Source organism: Pedobacter riviphilus, assembly GCF_014692875.1.
GTDB classification, from domain to species: Bacteria; Bacteroidota; Bacteroidia; order Sphingobacteriales; family Sphingobacteriaceae; genus Pedobacter; species Pedobacter riviphilus.
Map to the genome: position 1 here is coordinate 435,404 of NZ_CP061171.1, position 18,216 is coordinate 453,619.

Genomic DNA, 18,216 nt, shown 5'->3' on the forward strand with positions numbered 1-18,216 from the left:
CATTATAATTATAGGGTGATGGATAAACCTGCCAAAAAGGTTCTTGTGGCCGGGTAAGTCCCAAAGTCTATTCCCTGTTTCGTATTATCGTTATCGTAAAAATTCACTTCAGGATCGAGACCGGTATATTTTGTAATGGTGAACAGATTTTGGGCAGATATATAAAACCTTAAATTTTTTAACTTGATCTTATTTGCCCATTCAGTTTTAAAGGTGTAGCCTAGTGAGACGTTTTTAAGCTTTAGGTACGAAGCATCTTCTATCAGGCGGTCGGTTACCTGTGGTACTGGCGAATTGGTTACACGGGGAACAACAGCGCCTTGATTTTGGGGTGTCCAACGGTCTAAAAGCGTGGCCGATGCATTTTGGGTAAGCGTTGGCCGCTCTAAGCTCTGCTGTAATAAATTGAATACTCTGTTGCCGTAAGAACCTTGAAAGAATATCGACAGGTCTAAACCCTTATAATTAAAAGTATTGCTTAAACTGCCGGTAAACTTTGGCTGCGCACTGCCAAGGTTATGTTTGTCGGTTGTGGTTATAACCCCGTCCTGGTTGGTATCTACATATTTCGTATCGCCAGCCTGTTGCGGTACACCGCCCAATAACGGGGTGCCATTGCTAAGATCGGCACTGGTTAAAAGCCCGTTGGTATTATAACCCCAAAATGTGCCCACAGGTAAACCCACCTGAACAATTACAGGCGATACCTGTCCGGTTGGAGCCACAGGGAAGAAACTTTTTACATTTTCGCCCAGGCTTAACACCTTATTACGATTGGCACTAAAAATTAATGTGCTCTTCCAGTTAAAACCAGGTGTTTTTATATTCTCGGTATTTATAGAAAACTCAATACCACGGTTAGATACACTTCCGATGTTTTTTAAAGCACTGGCATAACCCGTATATAAAGGCAATGGCACATTAAGTAATAAATCGGTGGTTTTTTTGCTGTAAACATCGAAAGTAACAGAAATGCGGTTGTTTAAAAATCCCAAATCCAGACCAGCATTATATTGGGTGGTGGTTTCCCATTTTAGGTCGGGGTTCGCAATCTGTATGGGCGATATTCCGGTAACCAATTTGCCGCCCAGATAATAATTACTGGGTGATAATGAAGAAAGTGAACTGTAGGGCGGGATTTCCGAATTTCCTGTTTGCCCTGCACTTAAGCGAATTTTAAAGTTGTTCACTACATTTTGCAATGACTTGAAAAATTCCTCGTCGTTTACATTCCACGAAACGCCGACAGAAGAAAAGAATCCCCATTTGTTTTCTTTACCCAGTTTGGAAGAACCATCGGCTCTTTCAGATAGAGTAATATTGTAGCGGTGCAGATATGAATAATTAACACGTGCCAAAACAGAATTCAGGCTCGAGCTATGTGCAGCAGAGCTGGGCAGGTTGGCAATGCCCGCATATGATAAATTATCAAAGGTGGTTAAATCGTTCGGAAACTGTTGTGCAGATGTGGTAAAAGATTTACCATTTTCGTATTGTGTACTATAACCGACAAGCGCATTAAGGAAATGTTTATCATCGAAAGTATGGTTATACGTCAGGGTATTTTCATTCAGCCAGCTCAGTGCATTGCCCGAACCGAGTGCAGCATAACCTTTGGTAGCGTAGCCGGTTGATGCCCCAGCTGGCGAAGCGGTGAAGGAGGGGGCGTAGTATTGCTGATTCGTATTCAGGATATCTACTCCGGCAGTCACTTTTAACGTCAGTTCTTTTAAAATTTTATATTCTGCAGCGGCATTACCCAATATGCGGTTTAGGGTATTTTGGTTTGTAGTGGCTGCTATATCTTGCAGCGGATTGGTTGGCGTAGCATTTAAAGGGTTACTGGTATTATAACTGCCATCGGCATTTTTAATCTGGGCAATAGGAGCAGTAAGAATTAAATTCGCATAAGCATTGCTAAAGTTAATGCTGTTGTAGGCGCTTCCTGCTAGCTTGTTTTCTATTGATCTGCTCCCGAAAAAATTAGCGGTAACCTTAAATTTTTCAGAAATGTCTTTCTCATAATTTATCCTGGCCGAATACCTTTCATAACCCGAATTGATGATTACACCATCCTGCTTAAAATAATTGCCGGAAATTAAATATCTCGATTTTTCATCTCCGCCCGAAACGGAAAGTTCTTGATTAAGAATTGATGCGTTACTTAATGCCGAGCCTTGCCAGTCTGAGCCTATGCCAAACGCAGCGATCTGCGCATCGGTATAGGTTTTTGGAACACCATCACTCGTGTTAATGTCGTTTATTAATGCCGCCCACTGGCTGCCATTTAATAAATTCAATTTTCTGGCTACCCGCTGCGTGCCATAATAACCGTTATAATTTACATTATTTACACCTTTCTTTCCTTTTTTTGTTGTGATGATAATTATACCATTGGCTCCTCTCGATCCGTAAATGGCGGTTGCAGAGGCATCTTTTAATACTTCTACTGATTCAATATCGCTTGGATTGATAGTAGATAGGGCATTTGAGCTGGTGCCAATGGAACCAACGTTAACATTGTCGTTATTGTTGTATACAATAAAACCATCTATAACGTAGAGTGGTGCATTTCCAAAGGAGATGGAATTCCCACCTCTAATCCTCACCGTAGCTGTGCCGCCTGGTTGCCCGGAGTTTTGTGTTACGCCGATACCGGAAACACCACCCTGAAGCATATTATCAAAACTTGCTGCGGGCTGTGCCAGTAAATTTTTAGAAACCGAAGCTACCGATCCGGTAACGTCGCTTTTTTTCTGGCTGCCATAGCCCATTACCACAACATCATTCAGGCTGCTTGCTTTTTCTGCCAATAAAATGGTAATCGGACTTCCATCCACCAAAATCTCTTTGGTTTGGTAACCGATAAAACTTACAATAAGGGTATAAGGGAATTTTTGCCCCGTACGAAATGAAAAGCTTCCATCAGGTGCGCTGGTTACGGCATGCGTAGTTCCTTTTATGGCTAAAACCACATTGCCTATAGGCTGTTTAGTTATCGAATCTTTTACTGATCCGATTAAGGTGGAGTTAATAATCGGGGTGTTTTCCTGCTGCGCCTTCGCATTTTTAGTAAGCATAGCAATGGCAAGAAATGTCATCAGCCTGACGGCAATTTTTTTTCTATGGATAGATTTTTCCATATATTTATACAGTTTTATTTAATGATTTGAATTGTTAGTAAAACTTGGTAACCAGAAGTGATTGGCGTTACGCTGGTTATCAAATAATATCCGGCAGGGCTTCCCTGTCGGTTTTGTTTTTTATGATAGACGCTATTTCATTTTGTAAGTTGTTTAAAAAAAGGCTACACTTCTACAGTTAGCCTTAGGCCAGTATTGTTTTATAGAAAAGAGGTAATGAGCGCTGCCGTATTAGCAACAACAGGAAAGATACACGCGCATAGAAAAAATAAATAGATCTGGCATCATATTTTTAGTAAGCTTTAATATTACTCAACATGTTTGGACAAATATAAAAACTTTTCTTAAAAAGACTATAATAACTATAGGATTTATAGATATTTTTTTCAAAATCCATTTTACGCTCAAATAAAATTTAAGATTTTCTTTGGATTAAGAATGGTAAGGGGTATTTATTCTAAGTTTTTAAAACGTGGTGCTGAGGAGGATATTCTCACTTCTTTACGCTCTTTGGGAGAGGAGAACTTATAAAATAGCAGCCAGTAAGTGATGGCCATAATCAACATACCTAAGAGCGCACTGATTATATCATTCCTTTTCATACACACTTTGTAACAAAAAAGATGCCGACTCGGGTACGAAGTTATTAATAGTTGTAAGCTATTTTGTTTTTTGCCAATTTCTAACTTTCTTGATCGGGGATCGGAAGCCTGAATTTTAGAAAAGTGTACAATGTGAATCACTTTCCAAACAGAGAAAATAGAAATAATAAAATTTACTGTTGCTAAAAACCAACAGCTTTCAATGCAATATCGGTCACGAGGTCTAGTTCTATTTTAAGAAAAATGACGCTGCATTATATTTGTATTTCAGATCTAATTTGTCACGCTGCACTCAATCTGTACTGATCTTAGAAATATCAGAATGCTTTTAAGACATTTAAAAGAGGTGCTTCGACAAGCTCAGGATGACAATATTTACATTTGTTAAAACAACGGACATTTCAAATTTGATATTCAATAAAGCAAATTGTTTTATGAATTGGATAATTTTTGTTCCAATAAATTATTATGCCATCGTTGCCGGAAGTCAAAAAATTATGAAAACCGTAATTTTTGTTAAAAATTTGTGGGACATGCCAAGATAATATAATTTTGACTACTAATACTATAGATTATATATGCTTTATGCTTGTTAAAACCTTCATTCCTCTTCTTAACTCCTATCTCAATATCCCAGATACAGTCCTATCTAAATTGCAGACAAACTCTTATTCAATATTAACATGTAAATAAAATGAGATAAAAATTCTATTAAGAAAGGAGCATACAAAACAGGAGATACTTACTGAATACAATAAGGGGAAATGCATTTCTGCATCCTCCCCAGATTTCGACCATTTAACCGGAGATCAATTGGCGTTGCATCCGGTCAATTTATTTAATGATCATGTTAAATTTATGAATTCTACACGGAATTTTTCATAATAAGTGGAAATAACCCATTGTAATTTCATGATTGACATAAACCAATATAATTATGAAAATAAGCGGAAAGTCCTGGAAGGATTCTCATATCGCAGCTTTATCGAAAACATTTTTGCTCACAGGCTTAACCGGAATCTTTCTGATTTCCTCCATTTTAGAAGCTTCTGCAAAAAATAAAGACAAACACCACCACCTCAATCATCATACTCTTTCTGGCGTAGCCATAATGGCGGAACCGAAAATACTTAATGCTGTCCCTACAAGATTAACCACGGTAAAAGGAAGGGTAACAGATGAAAAAAATCTTCCCCTGCCCGGCGTAAGTGTCAGGCTTAAAGGAACAGCCCAGGTAGTATCTACAAACCCTGGTGGCGAATTTCAGATCGTTACCGAACAGAGCCAGCCCACTTTAATTTTTACCTATGTGGGATATAAAACACAAGAAATACTTTACAAAGGAGAGGTGCTTTCTATAAAACTTGATCCAGACCAAAGTAAGCTGGAAGAAGTACTTGTGGTAGGTTACGGAACGCAAAAGAAAAGTGATGTATTGGGTTCTGTGGCTACATTTAATGCCAAGGCTGTTGATGAAAAACCGATTTCGAGGGTTGAACAGGCATTAATTGGACAAATGGCAGGTGTGCAGGTGAGGCAACAAAGTGGTATACCCGGAGCAGGATTGAGTATTCAGGTACGAGGAGCAGGATCAATCACTGCTGGCAACGAACCGCTTTATGTTTTAGATGGCTTTCCTTTGGATATTGCCGGTCAAAATGCTGCAGGAGGCATCTCAAACAGTCCCCTCGATAATCTTAATCCTAACGATATTGAAAGTGTACAGGTATTAAAAGATGCAGCCGCAGGAGCTATTTATGGTTCGCGCGCTGCTAATGGCGTTGTGATTATTACTACAAAGAAGGGTGTTTCAGGAAGGCCCAAAATTAGTGCAAATGCAAAAGCAGGAATCAGTTCCGTATCACGAAAGGTTGATATGCTGAGTGCTGATGAATGGGTTGCACAGGCAACAGAACTTGCCAACTCGGCCTGGGTAGCTTCGGGTACGGGCAGAACCGCTAGCCAGACCAATGCTGAAAGGGCTGCGGTGCTTGGACTTGCTGCCGGAACGATCAATACCTCATATATGACTGATCCAAGATGGGCGCAGGCCGGACATCCCGGACTTGATTACGTAGACTGGCAGGACGCCGTTTTTACACAAGCACCTTATCAAAATTATGAAGCCTCAGCAAGTGGAGGTACCGAAAATGTCACTTATTTTATCTCAGGTAATTACCTGAATCAAAATGGAACACTGCTCAATTCTAATTTTAAAAACTACGGATTGAGGGCAAATGTTGAGGCCAATGCGGGTAAAAAGTTAAAGTTCGGCATTAATCTCGCTCCATCATATTCAATTAATAATGCACCACCTGCTGAAGGAAAGGATAACCAGCTGATGAATGCACTACAGATGGTGCCTGTTGTAGAAAGTTCGGCCGGACTCAATACTGGTGCGTATGGAAACAGTACCTATACCTGGGCAAGTCCAAGACTCATCAGTCCATACGCATATCTGGAAACTGCCATAAATAATGTTAAAACTTCGCGGTTGCTGGCTTCAGTGTATGCAGATTACCAGATTATTAAGGGCTCTCATTAAGATCGAGTGTAAACTATGATAATGTAGATAGAAATACATCACAGTATACATCAGATCAGGTAACCGTGGGGGCTGCATCAGCCTTGTTAACCAATCCCGGACTTTATTCAACAGGTGCTTACATTGTAAATAAGAAACAAAATTTTTTAAATGAGAATACTTTGAGTTACTCGACTACAATAGCTGGTGTTCATAAAATTTCGGCTATTGCAGGGGTATCTTATAATATTGTACATGCTGAAGGTGTAAGGCTTGCTACAGCCGGCGGTTTTGCCAACGATATTATCAAAACATTAAGTAATGCAATTGCCAATTCGGCAGGGGTAACAACTACCGGAACTTCTACCGCAGCTAACAATACACTGTTTTCTTATTATAGCAGGCTCCAGTATGCTTTTAAAGATAGATATCTATTGTCTGGTACCATTAGAAGAGATGCCTCTTCTAAATTTGGTGCTGAGAACCGCTGGGGAACCTTTCCTTCGGTATCTGCAGGGTGGAAAATTTCAGAAGAGTCTTTCTTAAAGGATGTAAAAGCAATTAGTGAGCTAAAACTTAGACTCAGCTGGGGTAAATCTGGTAATAATAACATTGGCGATTACAATGCAATCAGTACGCTCGTAAATTCGAATTATGTTTTCGGCGGTAATACGCCTACAACCGCCACTGGTCAGGTAGTTTCCGGACTGGCCAATAAAGCACTAAAATGGGAAACTTCAAGTACTTATGATCTTGGCTTGGATTTGAGTTTGCTCGCTAACCGGATCAATTTCACTTTTGATGCTTATCATAAAAAAAACAGTGATCTTTTACTTAATCTGCCCGTGTTATCTGCAAGCGGTTTCAGTACAAGTTTGCAAAACATTGGAGCAGTAGTAAACAAAGGCCTCGAATTTGGCGTGAATACCGTAAATCTAAAGACAGCACGTTTTACCTGGGCAATGAGCGCCAATATCGCATTTAACAAAAATACGGTTACAGACCTGGGGCCAACGCATGCAGATATTGAGATTGCTTCTGCTTACAGTGGCAGCAATGCACCTTATCTGTTGCGGGAAGGGCTTCCTGCATTCAGTTATTATATTACCAAAACGGATGGTATTCTGACAGCTGCTGATATTGCCAATCCCAATGTAGCAAAAGTATCTGGGCAAAAAGCCGGCGATGCAAAATATGTTGATAATAATGGAGATGGAAAAATCAGTGCGGCTGATAGGGTAGTGGGTGGTCAACCTGCTCCTAAGTATACCTGGGGTTGGACCAATACATTTAAATATGACAACTTTGACCTTGCAATACAGCTGTACGGCCAGCATGGAGGTTCTATACTGTCGTATCTCGGTCGGGCAATCGACTTTTCGGGCAGCACCACAGCTAACGTTCTGGGAGTTTGGAGAGATCACTGGTCAGCTTCCAATCCTGATCCAAATGCACCAAGGGGTAAACTAGGCGCGGGTTATACCTACCCAAATGTAACCTCCGACTGGGTGTATTCTACCGATTTTCTGCGGGTACAGAACATCACGCTGGGTTATAACCTTAAAAAATTATTTAAAACCCCAGCAATTTCTTCGGCAAGGATATTTGTGTCGCTGGAAAATTATTTTTCTCATGATAAATATAAAGGAGGAGCAAATCCAGAGGCACAGAACACAAACGTAAGCGGCGATGCCAGTTATGCAATTTCTGGTGACTACGGCTCGATGCCGCTGAGTAAAACAGCTTCAATAGGTATAAATATTGGCTTTTAGTAACAATATAAGATGAAAACGAAAATATACTTAATACTGTTCTCGCTATTGCTGTTATTGGGCAGTTGCGAAAAACAGTTAAATCAAACTCCAGTGTCAAGTTTGGCAACTGATAACTTTTTCACCAATAATAACGACTTTCTTCAGGCTGTAAATGGGGTCTACTCGCAATTAAACAATTACCCGAGTCAGGCGTTGTTCCTTAGTGAAATGCGCAGTGATAATATAAATGCAACCTCCGATGGTAACCGTGATTGGGATGGGATCAACAACTTCACTCCAAGTATTACCACCACAGGATTTATTTCTACCGCCTGGAAAGCCAACTTCAATGGAATTTATAATGCCAATACGGTTTTGGCTGCACTGGAAACCAAAGGAAGTGTATTAACTAGTGCAAATGCGACACGGTACACCGCAGAAGTACGTTTCTTAAGGGCCTTCTATTATTTCTCATTAGTAAGAACTTTTGGGCAGGTTCCATTAATCTCGTCGGTGAAGAGTGCCGCTGAAGTAGCAAGCATTCCGCGTAGTCCTGTGGCTGATGTTTATGCATTGATCGAGTCCGATCTGCAGTATGCAGCTGCTAATTTACCTGCTACTTTTACTGGACCTGATTTGGGAAGACCTACTTCTTATGCTGCAAAGGGACTTTTGGGCTTGGTTTATCTAACCAAATCCGGACCAACCTATGGTATTAATGGGCCTGGCATTAATAGTAATGAATATGATAAGGCTGCGGCATTGTTTGAAGCTATAATTACCGGAAGCCCATATAGTTTTATATCAGATTATGCATCGATTTTTTCGTATGCAAAAGAAAACAATAGTGAAGTGGTATTTGATATCCAGTTTGCTTCCAGTTTAAACGGCGCAGGTTTCCCATCGCACCTGGTGCCAGTAGCCTACTGGACCAGTAATGGTATTTCCAATAGCTTTGGAAATGGTTATGGAGCAAGCACGTTTCCTGTATCGAAAAGCTTAGTGACCTCCTACACTACAAATACGGTAAGTGGAACAGATATCCGCTATCCTTTCAATGTGGCTACCACTTATACCGCTGGCCCTTTCATCAAAAAATATATCGATGTGACCAAAAAGGGTTTGTCAGGGAAAGATTGGCCAATTAATTTCATTGTATTGCGTTATACCGATATCTTGTTGATGAAGGCCGAATGTATTCTACATGGTGCACCCGGCACTCAGGCAGATGTTGATGCGATTGTTAATAAGGTGAGGGCCAGGGCCGGGGTTGGTGCACTATCTAATGTAACCATACCCATACTTATGCAGGAACGGCAGCGAGAATTTTTAGGTGAAGGGCTCCGTTGGAACGATCTGGTAAGGGAAGGTTTGGCCGTTTCGCAGATGAATGCCTGGAGAACTGCCGATGCAATAACAAAAATTAACGAAATTGTACCAAACTATGTAATTTACCCGGTTCCGGCAGCAGAAATTCAGACCGCACCAGGTCTTTATGTTCAAAATCCCGGCTACAATTAGGGGTATTTATTGAGATTAAAAATCAAAAGAATAAGCAATGAGAAGGAAGTTATTAATAATTGGTTTTTTGCTAGCCTGTAACGCAGCAATTTTTGCACAACGGGCGCCTGGACAAAAGCCTAATATAGTTTTTATTTTGGCTGATGATTTGGGTTATGGAGATGTTGGTGTTTATGGACAACAAAAAATCCTAACACCCAACATTGATAAACTTGCAAAGGAAGGGACACAATTTACCGATTTTTATGCAGGGGCTCCGGTTTGTTCGCCATCCCGGGGCTCGATCCTGACAGGGCTCAATACCGGGCATGCCACCATTAGGGCAATGCCACCGAACAGGGTGGTATTGCTGGAAAAAAAGGTAAAAATATTGTGTACAGGGCTAACCTGACCAAAGATGATTATACCATTGGAAACTTATTACAGGATGCCGGATATAATACTTCACTGGTAGGGAAATGGCACGTTGATGGATACGATTCTTTAGCTACGCCTTTACAGCGGGGCTTCGACAAGTTTTCGGGTTGGCTGATTAATATTCCTTCTACTTACACAAATACCTACTGGCCCGATCACCGTTATATAAACGGAAAACTCGTAACTGTAGCACCAAATACCAATGAAAAAAGAGGTTACTATGAAACCAATATGTGTACTGATGAGGCGCTAGCTTATCTTGAAACTCAAAAGGATGGTAAGAAACCTTTTTTCCTGATGCTGAATTTCAATAACCCACATTCTCCACTTGATGTACCAGACCAGGCCATTTACAAGCACATGAACTGGCCCGAGGATATGAAAACCTATGCCGCTATGGTTTATTATATGGATCAGGCCGTAGGTAAGGTTAAAGATTATTTGATTAAAAGTGGCTTATCAAAAAATACGATTGTTTTTTTCGCCTCTGACAATGGACCCAGGTCTGAACCCACAAGCCAACTCAAGGCTGTTTCAGAGTTTTTTGATTCAAACGGGAAATTAAAGGGATATAAACGAGATATGTATGAGGGGGGAATCAGGATCCCGTTTATTGCATGGGCTCCATTTCTCAAAAATGCCCCCAAAATAAGTAATGTACCTGGCTATTTTGCCGATATTATGCCAACTTTTGCGGATATTGCCGGCAAAACCACGGGATTCAAAACTGATGGGCTGAGTATTTATCCGGCTATTAAAGGTGAAAAACCTAAAAAAAACCGTTTCTTATATTGGGAATTTTTTGAACTGGGTTTTGAACAAGGGATACGTTACGGGCGATGGAAAGGAGTGAAAAGACACCACAAATTGGAACTCTATGATCTGAAGACCGATATCGGCGAAACAAATGATGTAGCAGCAAGCCATCCTGATATTGTTAAGCAGATTGAGGATTATCTTTTGACTGCAAGAACGGACTCTCCCTATTGGACTGTGAAGTAGTTTAATAAGGAGGGCTACTGTTTTTCTGAAATTCCTGTTAATTTAGCTTTTATTTTTTGTGAACCAGGGTTTAATGCAAGTGCCTTTTTGTAGCAAGTAGATGCTTTTAAACGATCGCCCTTTTTTAGGTACGCATCGCCTAATTGGCTAAAAGCAGTGGGCGATGCCGGATAGTTTTGAGTATTCATTTCAAGTAAATCTATTGCATTATCAAGTGCTCCGGGCTGGGTTATTAAATACATTGCAGTGTTGTTAATATTTACTTCTGTTGGTATAACAGCATACCCATACCGTTGAGATAGTTGCCGGTAATGTTGCTTTACAGCAGTGGCGTTCAATAATTTTGGATCCATCTGTGGCAGATCCCATTGCTTGTAAATAAATCGTAAAGCATCATAATAGGCTTTTATCGGCTCCGTCATATGTATCTCTTCAGGATAATAAACATATTTATAGTCTAAACCTGTTATCTTCTTTTGGGTTATTATAGAATCGAATTTTAAAAGATCTCTATGAAAGGTTGATTTATCTGAGCCCCCTTCGTTCGCATCACTATAAAAGACCATTTTATTTATAATCTGATTGTTTTTTAGCTTTTTATCTGCGAGCTTAAGTAAATATTCCTTATCCCACCAAAATGAAGGGCTTATGGCTACATAAGCACCAAACATATCTGGTTGCGTTAGTAGGCAATTTATTGTGGCGATGCCACCGAATGAGTGTCCTGCAAAAATTTTAAAAGCTTCTGTTTTGTAGTGAGCATCAACATAAGGGATCAATTCACTACCAATAAACTGTAAAAAATTATTGCCGCCACCACTTGGCTTAAACCTGGAATTTGAACTGGTATCAGGCTTTCCATCATAATCAAAAATACTATGAGTTGGCGTAAGATCTCTTGTGCGGTTTGTATTAGGGATGCCGACTATAATCATCTCGGGCATTACATTTACGTCCAAACGACTAAGGTAACGGCAATATTCTGCAAGCATGCTAAAATGATTATCCCCATCAAGTACATATAATACAGGGTAACGCTTAGCGGGCCGTAAAGTATCCACAGGCGGTACATAAATATAAATTTTCCGGTCTTCACCCAATACTTTAGACGGAAGTTTGATGATATCTGCCGATATGGGTTTAAATACCGGATCGGTTTGAGCAACTAAGCTTTTGGGAATTAACAGTATAAAAAATACATATACGATGTTATTTCTAAAATAATGCCTTAAGTAGTCGCTGTAAATCATATCGTTGAGTTTATAGACCTGCGATTGAAATTACTATATTTTTAGGAATAAAGAATTATTAGAATGCAATATTTTACTGTAGAAAAAAGTAATGAATCTTTTGGAAGGCTTTATAATAAAAAAACTAAATCATTGATTTAAGGGGCTAATGAGCATTTGAACTATATCCATAGCGACAAGATAATTAATGATTTAATTTTTCTCTTCTTTAAATAAAAGAATAAGCTTTTAGGCGAAGACGTTGGGAGAAAATCATTTTAATAACTGACGCTACTCATATTTTTAACATGGGCTTTTTACAAACTTTATACCTATCAAAAAAGACCCATTATGAAAAAGATCCTGGTCCCTGTTGATTTCTCTGCAACGGCAGAGAACGCAGCCGATTATGCAACTGATCTGGCCCATGGTATTGGTGCCAGGGTAGAATTGTTAAATGTTTTTCAGGTTCCTGAATTTTCTCCTGCTGCCGCATCTTTGGTATGGCCGCTTGATGAATATAAGCTTATAGAAGACGATGCTAAAAAAGCCTTGGGCAAACTGGTTGAAAAAGTTGAAGAAAAATATAAAAAAGCCCATCATGAGCTTGGTTTTAAAGCAGAAGTGTTTGGGCGATTGGTTTGTGGCGAGGTTGAAAAAGAGGTTGGTAAATATTTTACTGAATGTAAAATGAACCTCGTTGTGGCCGGACTAAACCGTGCAGATAAGTTAACCAAAACGCTTATGGGCAGTGTGGCCAGAAAAATTATCGAGCAGGAAATACCTGTTTTGCTTATACCTGCGGGATATAGCTTTAAGAAACCTAAAAAAATAGCTTTTGCCACAGATTTTAGCCATAGTGATGTCTCCGTTTTATGTACACTTGCCGAATTTGCAAAACCTTTTAATGCCGATATACTCATTACACATACCGGTAATTCAAAATCAGAACCAGAAGGCTATAAGCATACAACCGAAGATTTTTTAAACCGGGTTGCCGATCGGGTTAACTATAGAAATATTTACTATAGACATATAAACAGTGAACGGATTAAGGACGGTTTAGATTGGATCGTAGAAAACGGACAGATCGATATTCTGACCATGGTGCATCGAAAACATAGTTTTTTTCATCAGCTGCTTAAAGGCAGTTATACCCTAAACATGTCAGATCATATTCAGATCCCGCTTTTGGTTTTACCGCCATCACACAACGTTCCGATGTAGTAGCGCATCACTAGATAAAATTCAATTATTATAATCTATTGTAAAACAAAATATATGTATCCTAAAACAATGAAAGCTGCGGTTATCCACGAATATGGAGGACCTCTGGCCATAGAAGAACTTCCGGTTAGACCGCTCCATCAATATGAGATTTTAGTTAAGGTAATTTCATGTGGGGTATGCCACACCGATTTGCATGCCTGTAATGGAGATTGGCCTGTAAAATCAAAAATGCCGTTGGTGCCAGGCCACGAAGCCATTGGGTTGGTAGCTGCAATGGGACATGATGTTAAAAGTGTTAAAGAAGGAGATGTGGTTGGCGTACCATGGTTATATAGCGCCTGTGGCTGTTGCGAATTTTGCTTAACAGGTTGGGAAACGTTATGCTATGAGCAGCAGAATGGAGGCTATAGTGTTGATGGAGGTTTTGCAGAGTATGTAATTGCCGATTCGAGATACGTTGCCCATTTCCCTTCGCATGTAAATTTTACAGAAATGGCACCCATTATCTGTGCCGGGGTTACCGTATACAAAGGTTTAAAAGAAACTGATGCAAAAGCAGGTGAGTGGGTAGCCATATCAGGCATTGGCGGGCTCGGCCATCTTGGGGTTCAGTATGCAAAGGCCATGGGCTTTCAGGTTGCCGCGATTGATATTTCAAACGATAAACTGGAAATGGCCAGAAAACTGGGGGCAGACATTGTTGTTAATGCGCTAGAACGTGACCCGGGTGAATTTCTTAAAAAACAAACCGGTGGCATGCACGGTGTATTGGTTACGGCAGTAACACCTGTTGCTTTTAGTCAAGGGCTTTCGGCATTACGTAGAAAAGGTACTTTATCTCTAAACGGACTACCTCCGGGCAGTTTTGATCTGCCCATATTTGATACAGTACTTAACAGGATAACCATTAGAGGCTCTATTGTAGGCACAAGAAAGGATATGCAGGAAGCCATCGAATTTGCGGTAGATGGAAAGGTAAGGGCACAGGTTAAAAAAGCAAAACTGGAAGACATCAATAATGTGTTCGATCAAATGAAAAAGGGTGAGATTGAGGGGCGGATTGTTTTGGATATTTCAGGTACTTAATTAATTATAAATATTCAACATTAATTCTTGTAAGATGTTAGGAAAACTAGAAGATGAGGAGATAGAAAAGCTCCTTAAAGAACAATACATTGGTCGTTTGGCCTGCCATGCCCATGGGGTAAGTTACATTGTGCCTATCAATTATGTATACAATAACAGCACGGTTTATGCTCATTCTGCTCCGGGGCAAAAAATCAGGATGATGAAAAGCAACCCTCAGGTATGCTTTCAAACCGATCAGATCCGCGATACCTTTAACTGGAAGAGTGTGGTGTGTTGGGGCAAATTTGAAGAAATAACCGATGCTACAGAAAAACAAAGAGCGCTTCAGGGGATTATCCACCGGATGATGCCTTTAACCAATACCCCTTCGGAGCAACCATCGCATGGAACAGGCAAAACAGATGTTTATGATGAAGACGTTATTGTGTTCAAAATTATCTTTCACCTTAAAACAGGTAGATTCGAGATAAACGATCGTGCTGAATAAGTGGTTTTAGCAATATAAATAAATCATACTTTCCAAGTTTGGTATTATAAATTGTTGGAAAGTGATCTCCCTCACTTTTCGTTTTGACTGGCATCATGGTCTGACTGGCTCAACTGCAATAGTTTTGCTGTCGAAACCATTTGGCTTTTGTATAAAAGCCAGATTTACATAACGAAATACAATGCCACATTCATTCCATATCCCCGTGTTGGGCCTCGGCTATTCCATTGATACGCCACTAAAAGTTGCCAGGTACGGTATTTCATCCGTGTTATCCGTTGTTGATGACGAACTCATCGAACGCATGCGTGCCTATCACTCGCAGAAACGCTCCATTTCCTTTCATGCCATACCTAAAGGGGAGGCCGATAGCCGCAGTAAACGCATCACAGCTGACCTGGATTTTTTGCAGGAAACCATAACCTCAGATTTTAAAACCCTGAAACAACAGGATTTTGCCATTGGTAATGATATTTGCCGTTATTTTGAACTATTGCCCGATACTGCTAAATTAAAGCATGGTTATGACCTGATGTTGCAATATCCTGAAGGTGAAACCAAGCAGGCTTTCCAGGCGCTTTTAAAAAATGCGATGCAGATGGGCGCTATTGATGTGAATATCATGGCCAAGGTAGATAAAATGAATTATGTTGATGGCGAATATTCGGGTGATACCAATACCGATGCATTAGCCGCACTCCGTGGTTTTGCCGAAAGTAAACTAAATGCCTCTGTTGTACTCTCTGCTGGTATGAACCCGAAATTGTACAGCTATATGGAAAATTTTGAAGACTTTTTTCCTGATGAAAATGGCAAGCTGAAAAAGAAAATCATCCTAAAAGTAAGCGATTTCAGGTCGGCACTGATCCAGGCTAAATTTTTGGCGAAAAAGGGTTTATGGGTTTCAGAATTCAGGATTGAGTCGGGCTTAAACTGTGGTGGCCATGCATTTGCAACAGAAGGATATTTACTGGGGCCGATTTTGGAAGAATTTAAGCTCAAAAAAAACGATATGCTTGCTGAGCTTTTTAAAATGTACCAATCTGCAGTAGAGCAAAAGGGAATCCAAATAGAAAAACGGCCCAAACAGAGAATCAGTGTTCAGGGTGGGATTGGTACCGCCGCGGAACACAATTTCCTCCTTAAACATTATAATCTCGATGCCACAGGCTGGGGAAGCCCATTTCTATTGGTACCAGAAGTAACTAATGTTGATGCCGAAACATTGGCGCAATTGGCCAGCTCAACAGAAAGCGATTTTTATCTAAGCGGGGCTTCTCCGCTGGGTATTCAGTTTAATAATTTTAAAAACAGCAGTATAGAAAAGCAACGAGTTGAAAGAATTGAAAAGGGCAGGCCAGGAAGCCCGTGTACCAAAAAATACCTTTGCAACAATACCGAATTTACTGAGCAAGCCATTTGTACGGCATCCCGCGAATATCAGCACTTAAAAATCAAAAGCCTTAAAACTGCTGGCCTATCAGCAGATGAATACCAAAAACAGTTTAATCTGGTTACTGAAAAAGTTTGCCTTTGTGAGGGCTTGTGCGCCGCTACCTATCTGAAATATGACATGGCTAAACCAAAAGAAAGTACCGCAGTAGCCATTTGCCCAGGGCCAAACCTGGCCTATTTTTCTGATGTATATTCTTTCGATGAAATGGTTGGCCATATTTATGGAAAAATTAACCTGCTGGCGCAAGTGGAAAGGCCACATGTTTTTATCAAAGAACTTAACCTCTATATCGATTATCTGCAGAATGATATTAAACAGCAGCTGCAAAATTTCAGCGATAAAAAAATAAAACAGTTAAACGGATTCAAACTACAGTTGGCCGAAGGGATTAACTACTACAAAAAACTATTCAGTGAAGTTGCCGATCAGGCATCGGGCGAGTTAAAGGGATTATACGAACAGTTGGCAAAGTCGAAAGACAAACTGGACGGATTGATTGTTGAATAAGAGAAAAAGATCGGGAATAACTTTTCTATATTTACAAGGATATACTGATGTGTTACATGGATAGGTCGAAATTTTTAGATGCAATTATTGAAAATGCCATTGATGGGATTATTACCATTGATGATAAGGGACTCATAGAACATTTAAACCCCGCTGCACTTGAGCTTTTTGGTTATGGAAGGGATGAACTGGTAGGCAAAAATGTATCGGTTTTGATGCCAGAGCCTGATCATTCACGTCATGATGGCTACTTATCCAGATATGAACATACCGGGCAGAAACACATTATCGGAACCGGGAGAGAAGTTTCCGGTAAACGTAAGGATGGCTCGGTTTTTCCCTTTAGGCTTGGGGTAAGCGAAATAAAATTTAGCGACCGTAAAATTTATACTGGTTTTATCCACGATCTGAGTAAAGAAAAGGCCAATGAAGAGCAGATCAAAAGCTACACCGAAAAATTAGAGGTAAAGATTAAGGAACGTACACACGATCTGGTAAAGCTGGTGTCTGAGCTCGAAATGGCCAAAGAAAATATGCAGGCGCTTTTTCAGAAAGAGAAGGAACTCAATCAGCTCAAAACAAGGTTTGTGTCTATGGCCTCGCATGAGTTTAGAACACCACTCAGTTCGATACAATTATCGGCTTCTTTGATCGATAAATATACCTCCAAACATGATGTGGCCAGCGTAGAAAAACATACACTGAAAATCAAAAATTCGATTAATAACCTTACCACAATATTAAACGATTTCCTCTCGCTCGAAAAACTCGAGGCCGGAAAAGTAGAAGCGTCCGCTCAGTCTTTCAATATCATCAGCTTTGCTGAAGAAATAGCTGAAGAAATGCAGATGATGACCAAACAGAACCAGCATATTATTTACGAACATACAGGTACAACCGCCGAAGTTTACCTCGATCCGAACCTGTTGAAAAACTGTGTGATCAATCTGATTTCCAATTCGATAAAATACTCCGGTGCAGATACTTTGATCCAGTTCAATTCCATTTTAAAAAATGATGAGCTTATTTTAGAGGTGAAAGATAATGGTATTGGCATTCCAAAAGTCGACCAGCACAATCTGTTCGAACCATTTTTCAGGGCGCATAATACGGGCGATATCCCTGGCACAGGTTTAGGTCTGAACATTGTAAAAAGATATGTGGGTCTGATGAATGGTACAGTAGCCTGTCAGAGCGAACAAAATTCAGGTACAGTTTTTACGCTCAGCTTTGCACTTGGTAAATAATTTACAAT

At 40.1% G+C, this 18,216-nt stretch carries 11 protein-coding genes and 1 pseudogene; 9 read left to right on the plus strand and 3 right to left on the minus strand.

From position 1 onward, the window contains the following. Positions 1 to 8: 8 nt before the first annotated feature. Positions 9 to 3,143, minus strand: coding sequence for a SusC/RagA family TonB-linked outer membrane protein (locus H9N25_RS01680; RefSeq protein ID WP_190327739.1), 3,135 nt, complete (start codon positions 3,141 to 3,143; stop codon positions 9 to 11). Positions 3,144 to 3,595: 452 nt separating this feature from the next. Next, positions 3,596 to 3,745, minus strand: a complete 150-nt coding sequence (locus H9N25_RS01685; RefSeq protein ID WP_169501964.1) for a hypothetical protein — start codon at positions 3,743 to 3,745, stop codon at positions 3,596 to 3,598. 1,111 nt (positions 3,746 to 4,856) lie between these two features. Here H9N25_RS01685 and H9N25_RS24270 point away from each other — a divergent pair. From H9N25_RS24270 to H9N25_RS01705, 4 genes and pseudogenes are all read left to right on the plus strand, one after another. Further along, positions 4,857 to 8,041, plus strand: a pseudogene (locus tag H9N25_RS24270) (SusC/RagA family TonB-linked outer membrane protein). 12 nt (positions 8,042 to 8,053) lie between these two features. Beyond that, on the plus strand, positions 8,054 to 9,544 hold the full coding sequence (locus H9N25_RS01700; RefSeq protein ID WP_167293046.1) for a RagB/SusD family nutrient uptake outer membrane protein: 1,491 nt from the start codon (positions 8,054 to 8,056) through the stop codon (positions 9,542 to 9,544). A 37-nt stretch (positions 9,545 to 9,581) separates the two neighbouring features. Further along, positions 9,582 to 9,935 carry a sulfatase-like hydrolase/transferase gene (locus H9N25_RS24855; protein ID WP_255524542.1) on the plus strand — a complete coding sequence of 118 codons (354 nt, stop codon included), beginning with the start codon at positions 9,582 to 9,584 and terminating at the stop codon, positions 9,933 to 9,935. Further along, positions 9,917 to 10,963 (plus strand): sulfatase-like hydrolase/transferase, encoded by a 1,047-nt coding sequence (locus tag H9N25_RS01705; protein ID WP_255524543.1) that lies wholly within the window; start codon positions 9,917 to 9,919, stop codon positions 10,961 to 10,963. Before H9N25_RS24855 ends, H9N25_RS01705 begins: the two co-directional genes overlap by 19 nt. Before the next feature lie 14 nt (positions 10,964 to 10,977). Here H9N25_RS01705 and H9N25_RS01710 read toward each other — a convergent pair whose 3' ends face one another. Continuing rightward, positions 10,978 to 12,213, minus strand: a complete 1,236-nt coding sequence (locus tag H9N25_RS01710; protein WP_190327741.1) for an alpha/beta hydrolase-fold protein — start codon at positions 12,211 to 12,213, stop codon at positions 10,978 to 10,980. A gap of 330 nt (positions 12,214 to 12,543) precedes the next feature. Between H9N25_RS01710 and H9N25_RS01715 the strand changes: the two genes are divergently transcribed. From H9N25_RS01715 to H9N25_RS01735, 5 genes are all read left to right on the plus strand, one after another. Continuing rightward, complete coding sequence (locus H9N25_RS01715; protein WP_169501965.1) at positions 12,544 to 13,419, plus strand: universal stress protein; 876 nt, start codon at positions 12,544 to 12,546, stop codon at positions 13,417 to 13,419. Between the two features lie 54 nt (positions 13,420 to 13,473). Beyond that, the gene (adhP, locus tag H9N25_RS01720; protein WP_169501966.1) at positions 13,474 to 14,508 is read left to right on the plus strand and encodes an alcohol dehydrogenase AdhP; all 1,035 of its coding nucleotides are present in this window, start codon (positions 13,474 to 13,476) and stop codon (positions 14,506 to 14,508) included. A 34-nt stretch (positions 14,509 to 14,542) separates the two neighbouring features. Further along, the gene (locus H9N25_RS01725) at positions 14,543 to 14,998 is read left to right on the plus strand and encodes a pyridoxamine 5'-phosphate oxidase family protein (protein ID WP_190327742.1); all 456 of its coding nucleotides are present in this window, start codon (positions 14,543 to 14,545) and stop codon (positions 14,996 to 14,998) included. A 181-nt stretch (positions 14,999 to 15,179) separates the two neighbouring features. Next, a complete protein-coding gene (locus tag H9N25_RS01730; protein ID WP_190327743.1) occupies positions 15,180 to 16,961 on the plus strand; it encodes a hypothetical protein in 1,782 nt (593 codons plus the stop codon). 56 nt (positions 16,962 to 17,017) lie between these two features. Then, positions 17,018 to 18,208 (plus strand): PAS domain-containing sensor histidine kinase, encoded by a 1,191-nt coding sequence (locus H9N25_RS01735; RefSeq protein WP_190327744.1) that lies wholly within the window; start codon positions 17,018 to 17,020, stop codon positions 18,206 to 18,208. Positions 18,209 to 18,216 lie beyond the last annotated feature (8 nt).

Bases quoted from the DNA above. Each gene is read 5' to 3' on its own strand.
- H9N25_RS01735 (WP_190327744.1), top strand. From the start codon at position 17,018: ATGGATAGGTCGAAATTTTTAGATGCAATTATTGAAAATGCCATTGAT.
- H9N25_RS24855 (WP_255524542.1), top strand. From the start codon at position 9,582: ATGAGAAGGAAGTTATTAATAATTGGTTTTTTGCTAGCCTGTAACGCA.
- H9N25_RS01685 (WP_169501964.1), bottom strand. From the start codon at position 3,745: ATGAAAAGGAATGATATAATCAGTGCGCTCTTAGGTATGTTGATTATG.
- H9N25_RS01700 (WP_167293046.1), top strand. From the start codon at position 8,054: ATGAAAACGAAAATATACTTAATACTGTTCTCGCTATTGCTGTTATTG.
- H9N25_RS01715 (WP_169501965.1), top strand. From the start codon at position 12,544: ATGAAAAAGATCCTGGTCCCTGTTGATTTCTCTGCAACGGCAGAGAAC.
- H9N25_RS01725 (WP_190327742.1), top strand. From the start codon at position 14,543: ATGTTAGGAAAACTAGAAGATGAGGAGATAGAAAAGCTCCTTAAAGAA.
- H9N25_RS01680 (WP_190327739.1), bottom strand. From the start codon at position 3,143: ATGGAAAAATCTATCCATAGAAAAAAAATTGCCGTCAGGCTGATGACA.
- H9N25_RS01730 (WP_190327743.1), top strand. From the start codon at position 15,180: ATGCCACATTCATTCCATATCCCCGTGTTGGGCCTCGGCTATTCCATT.
- H9N25_RS01710 (WP_190327741.1), bottom strand. From the start codon at position 12,213: ATGATTTACAGCGACTACTTAAGGCATTATTTTAGAAATAACATCGTA.
- adhP (WP_169501966.1), top strand. From the start codon at position 13,474: ATGTATCCTAAAACAATGAAAGCTGCGGTTATCCACGAATATGGAGGA.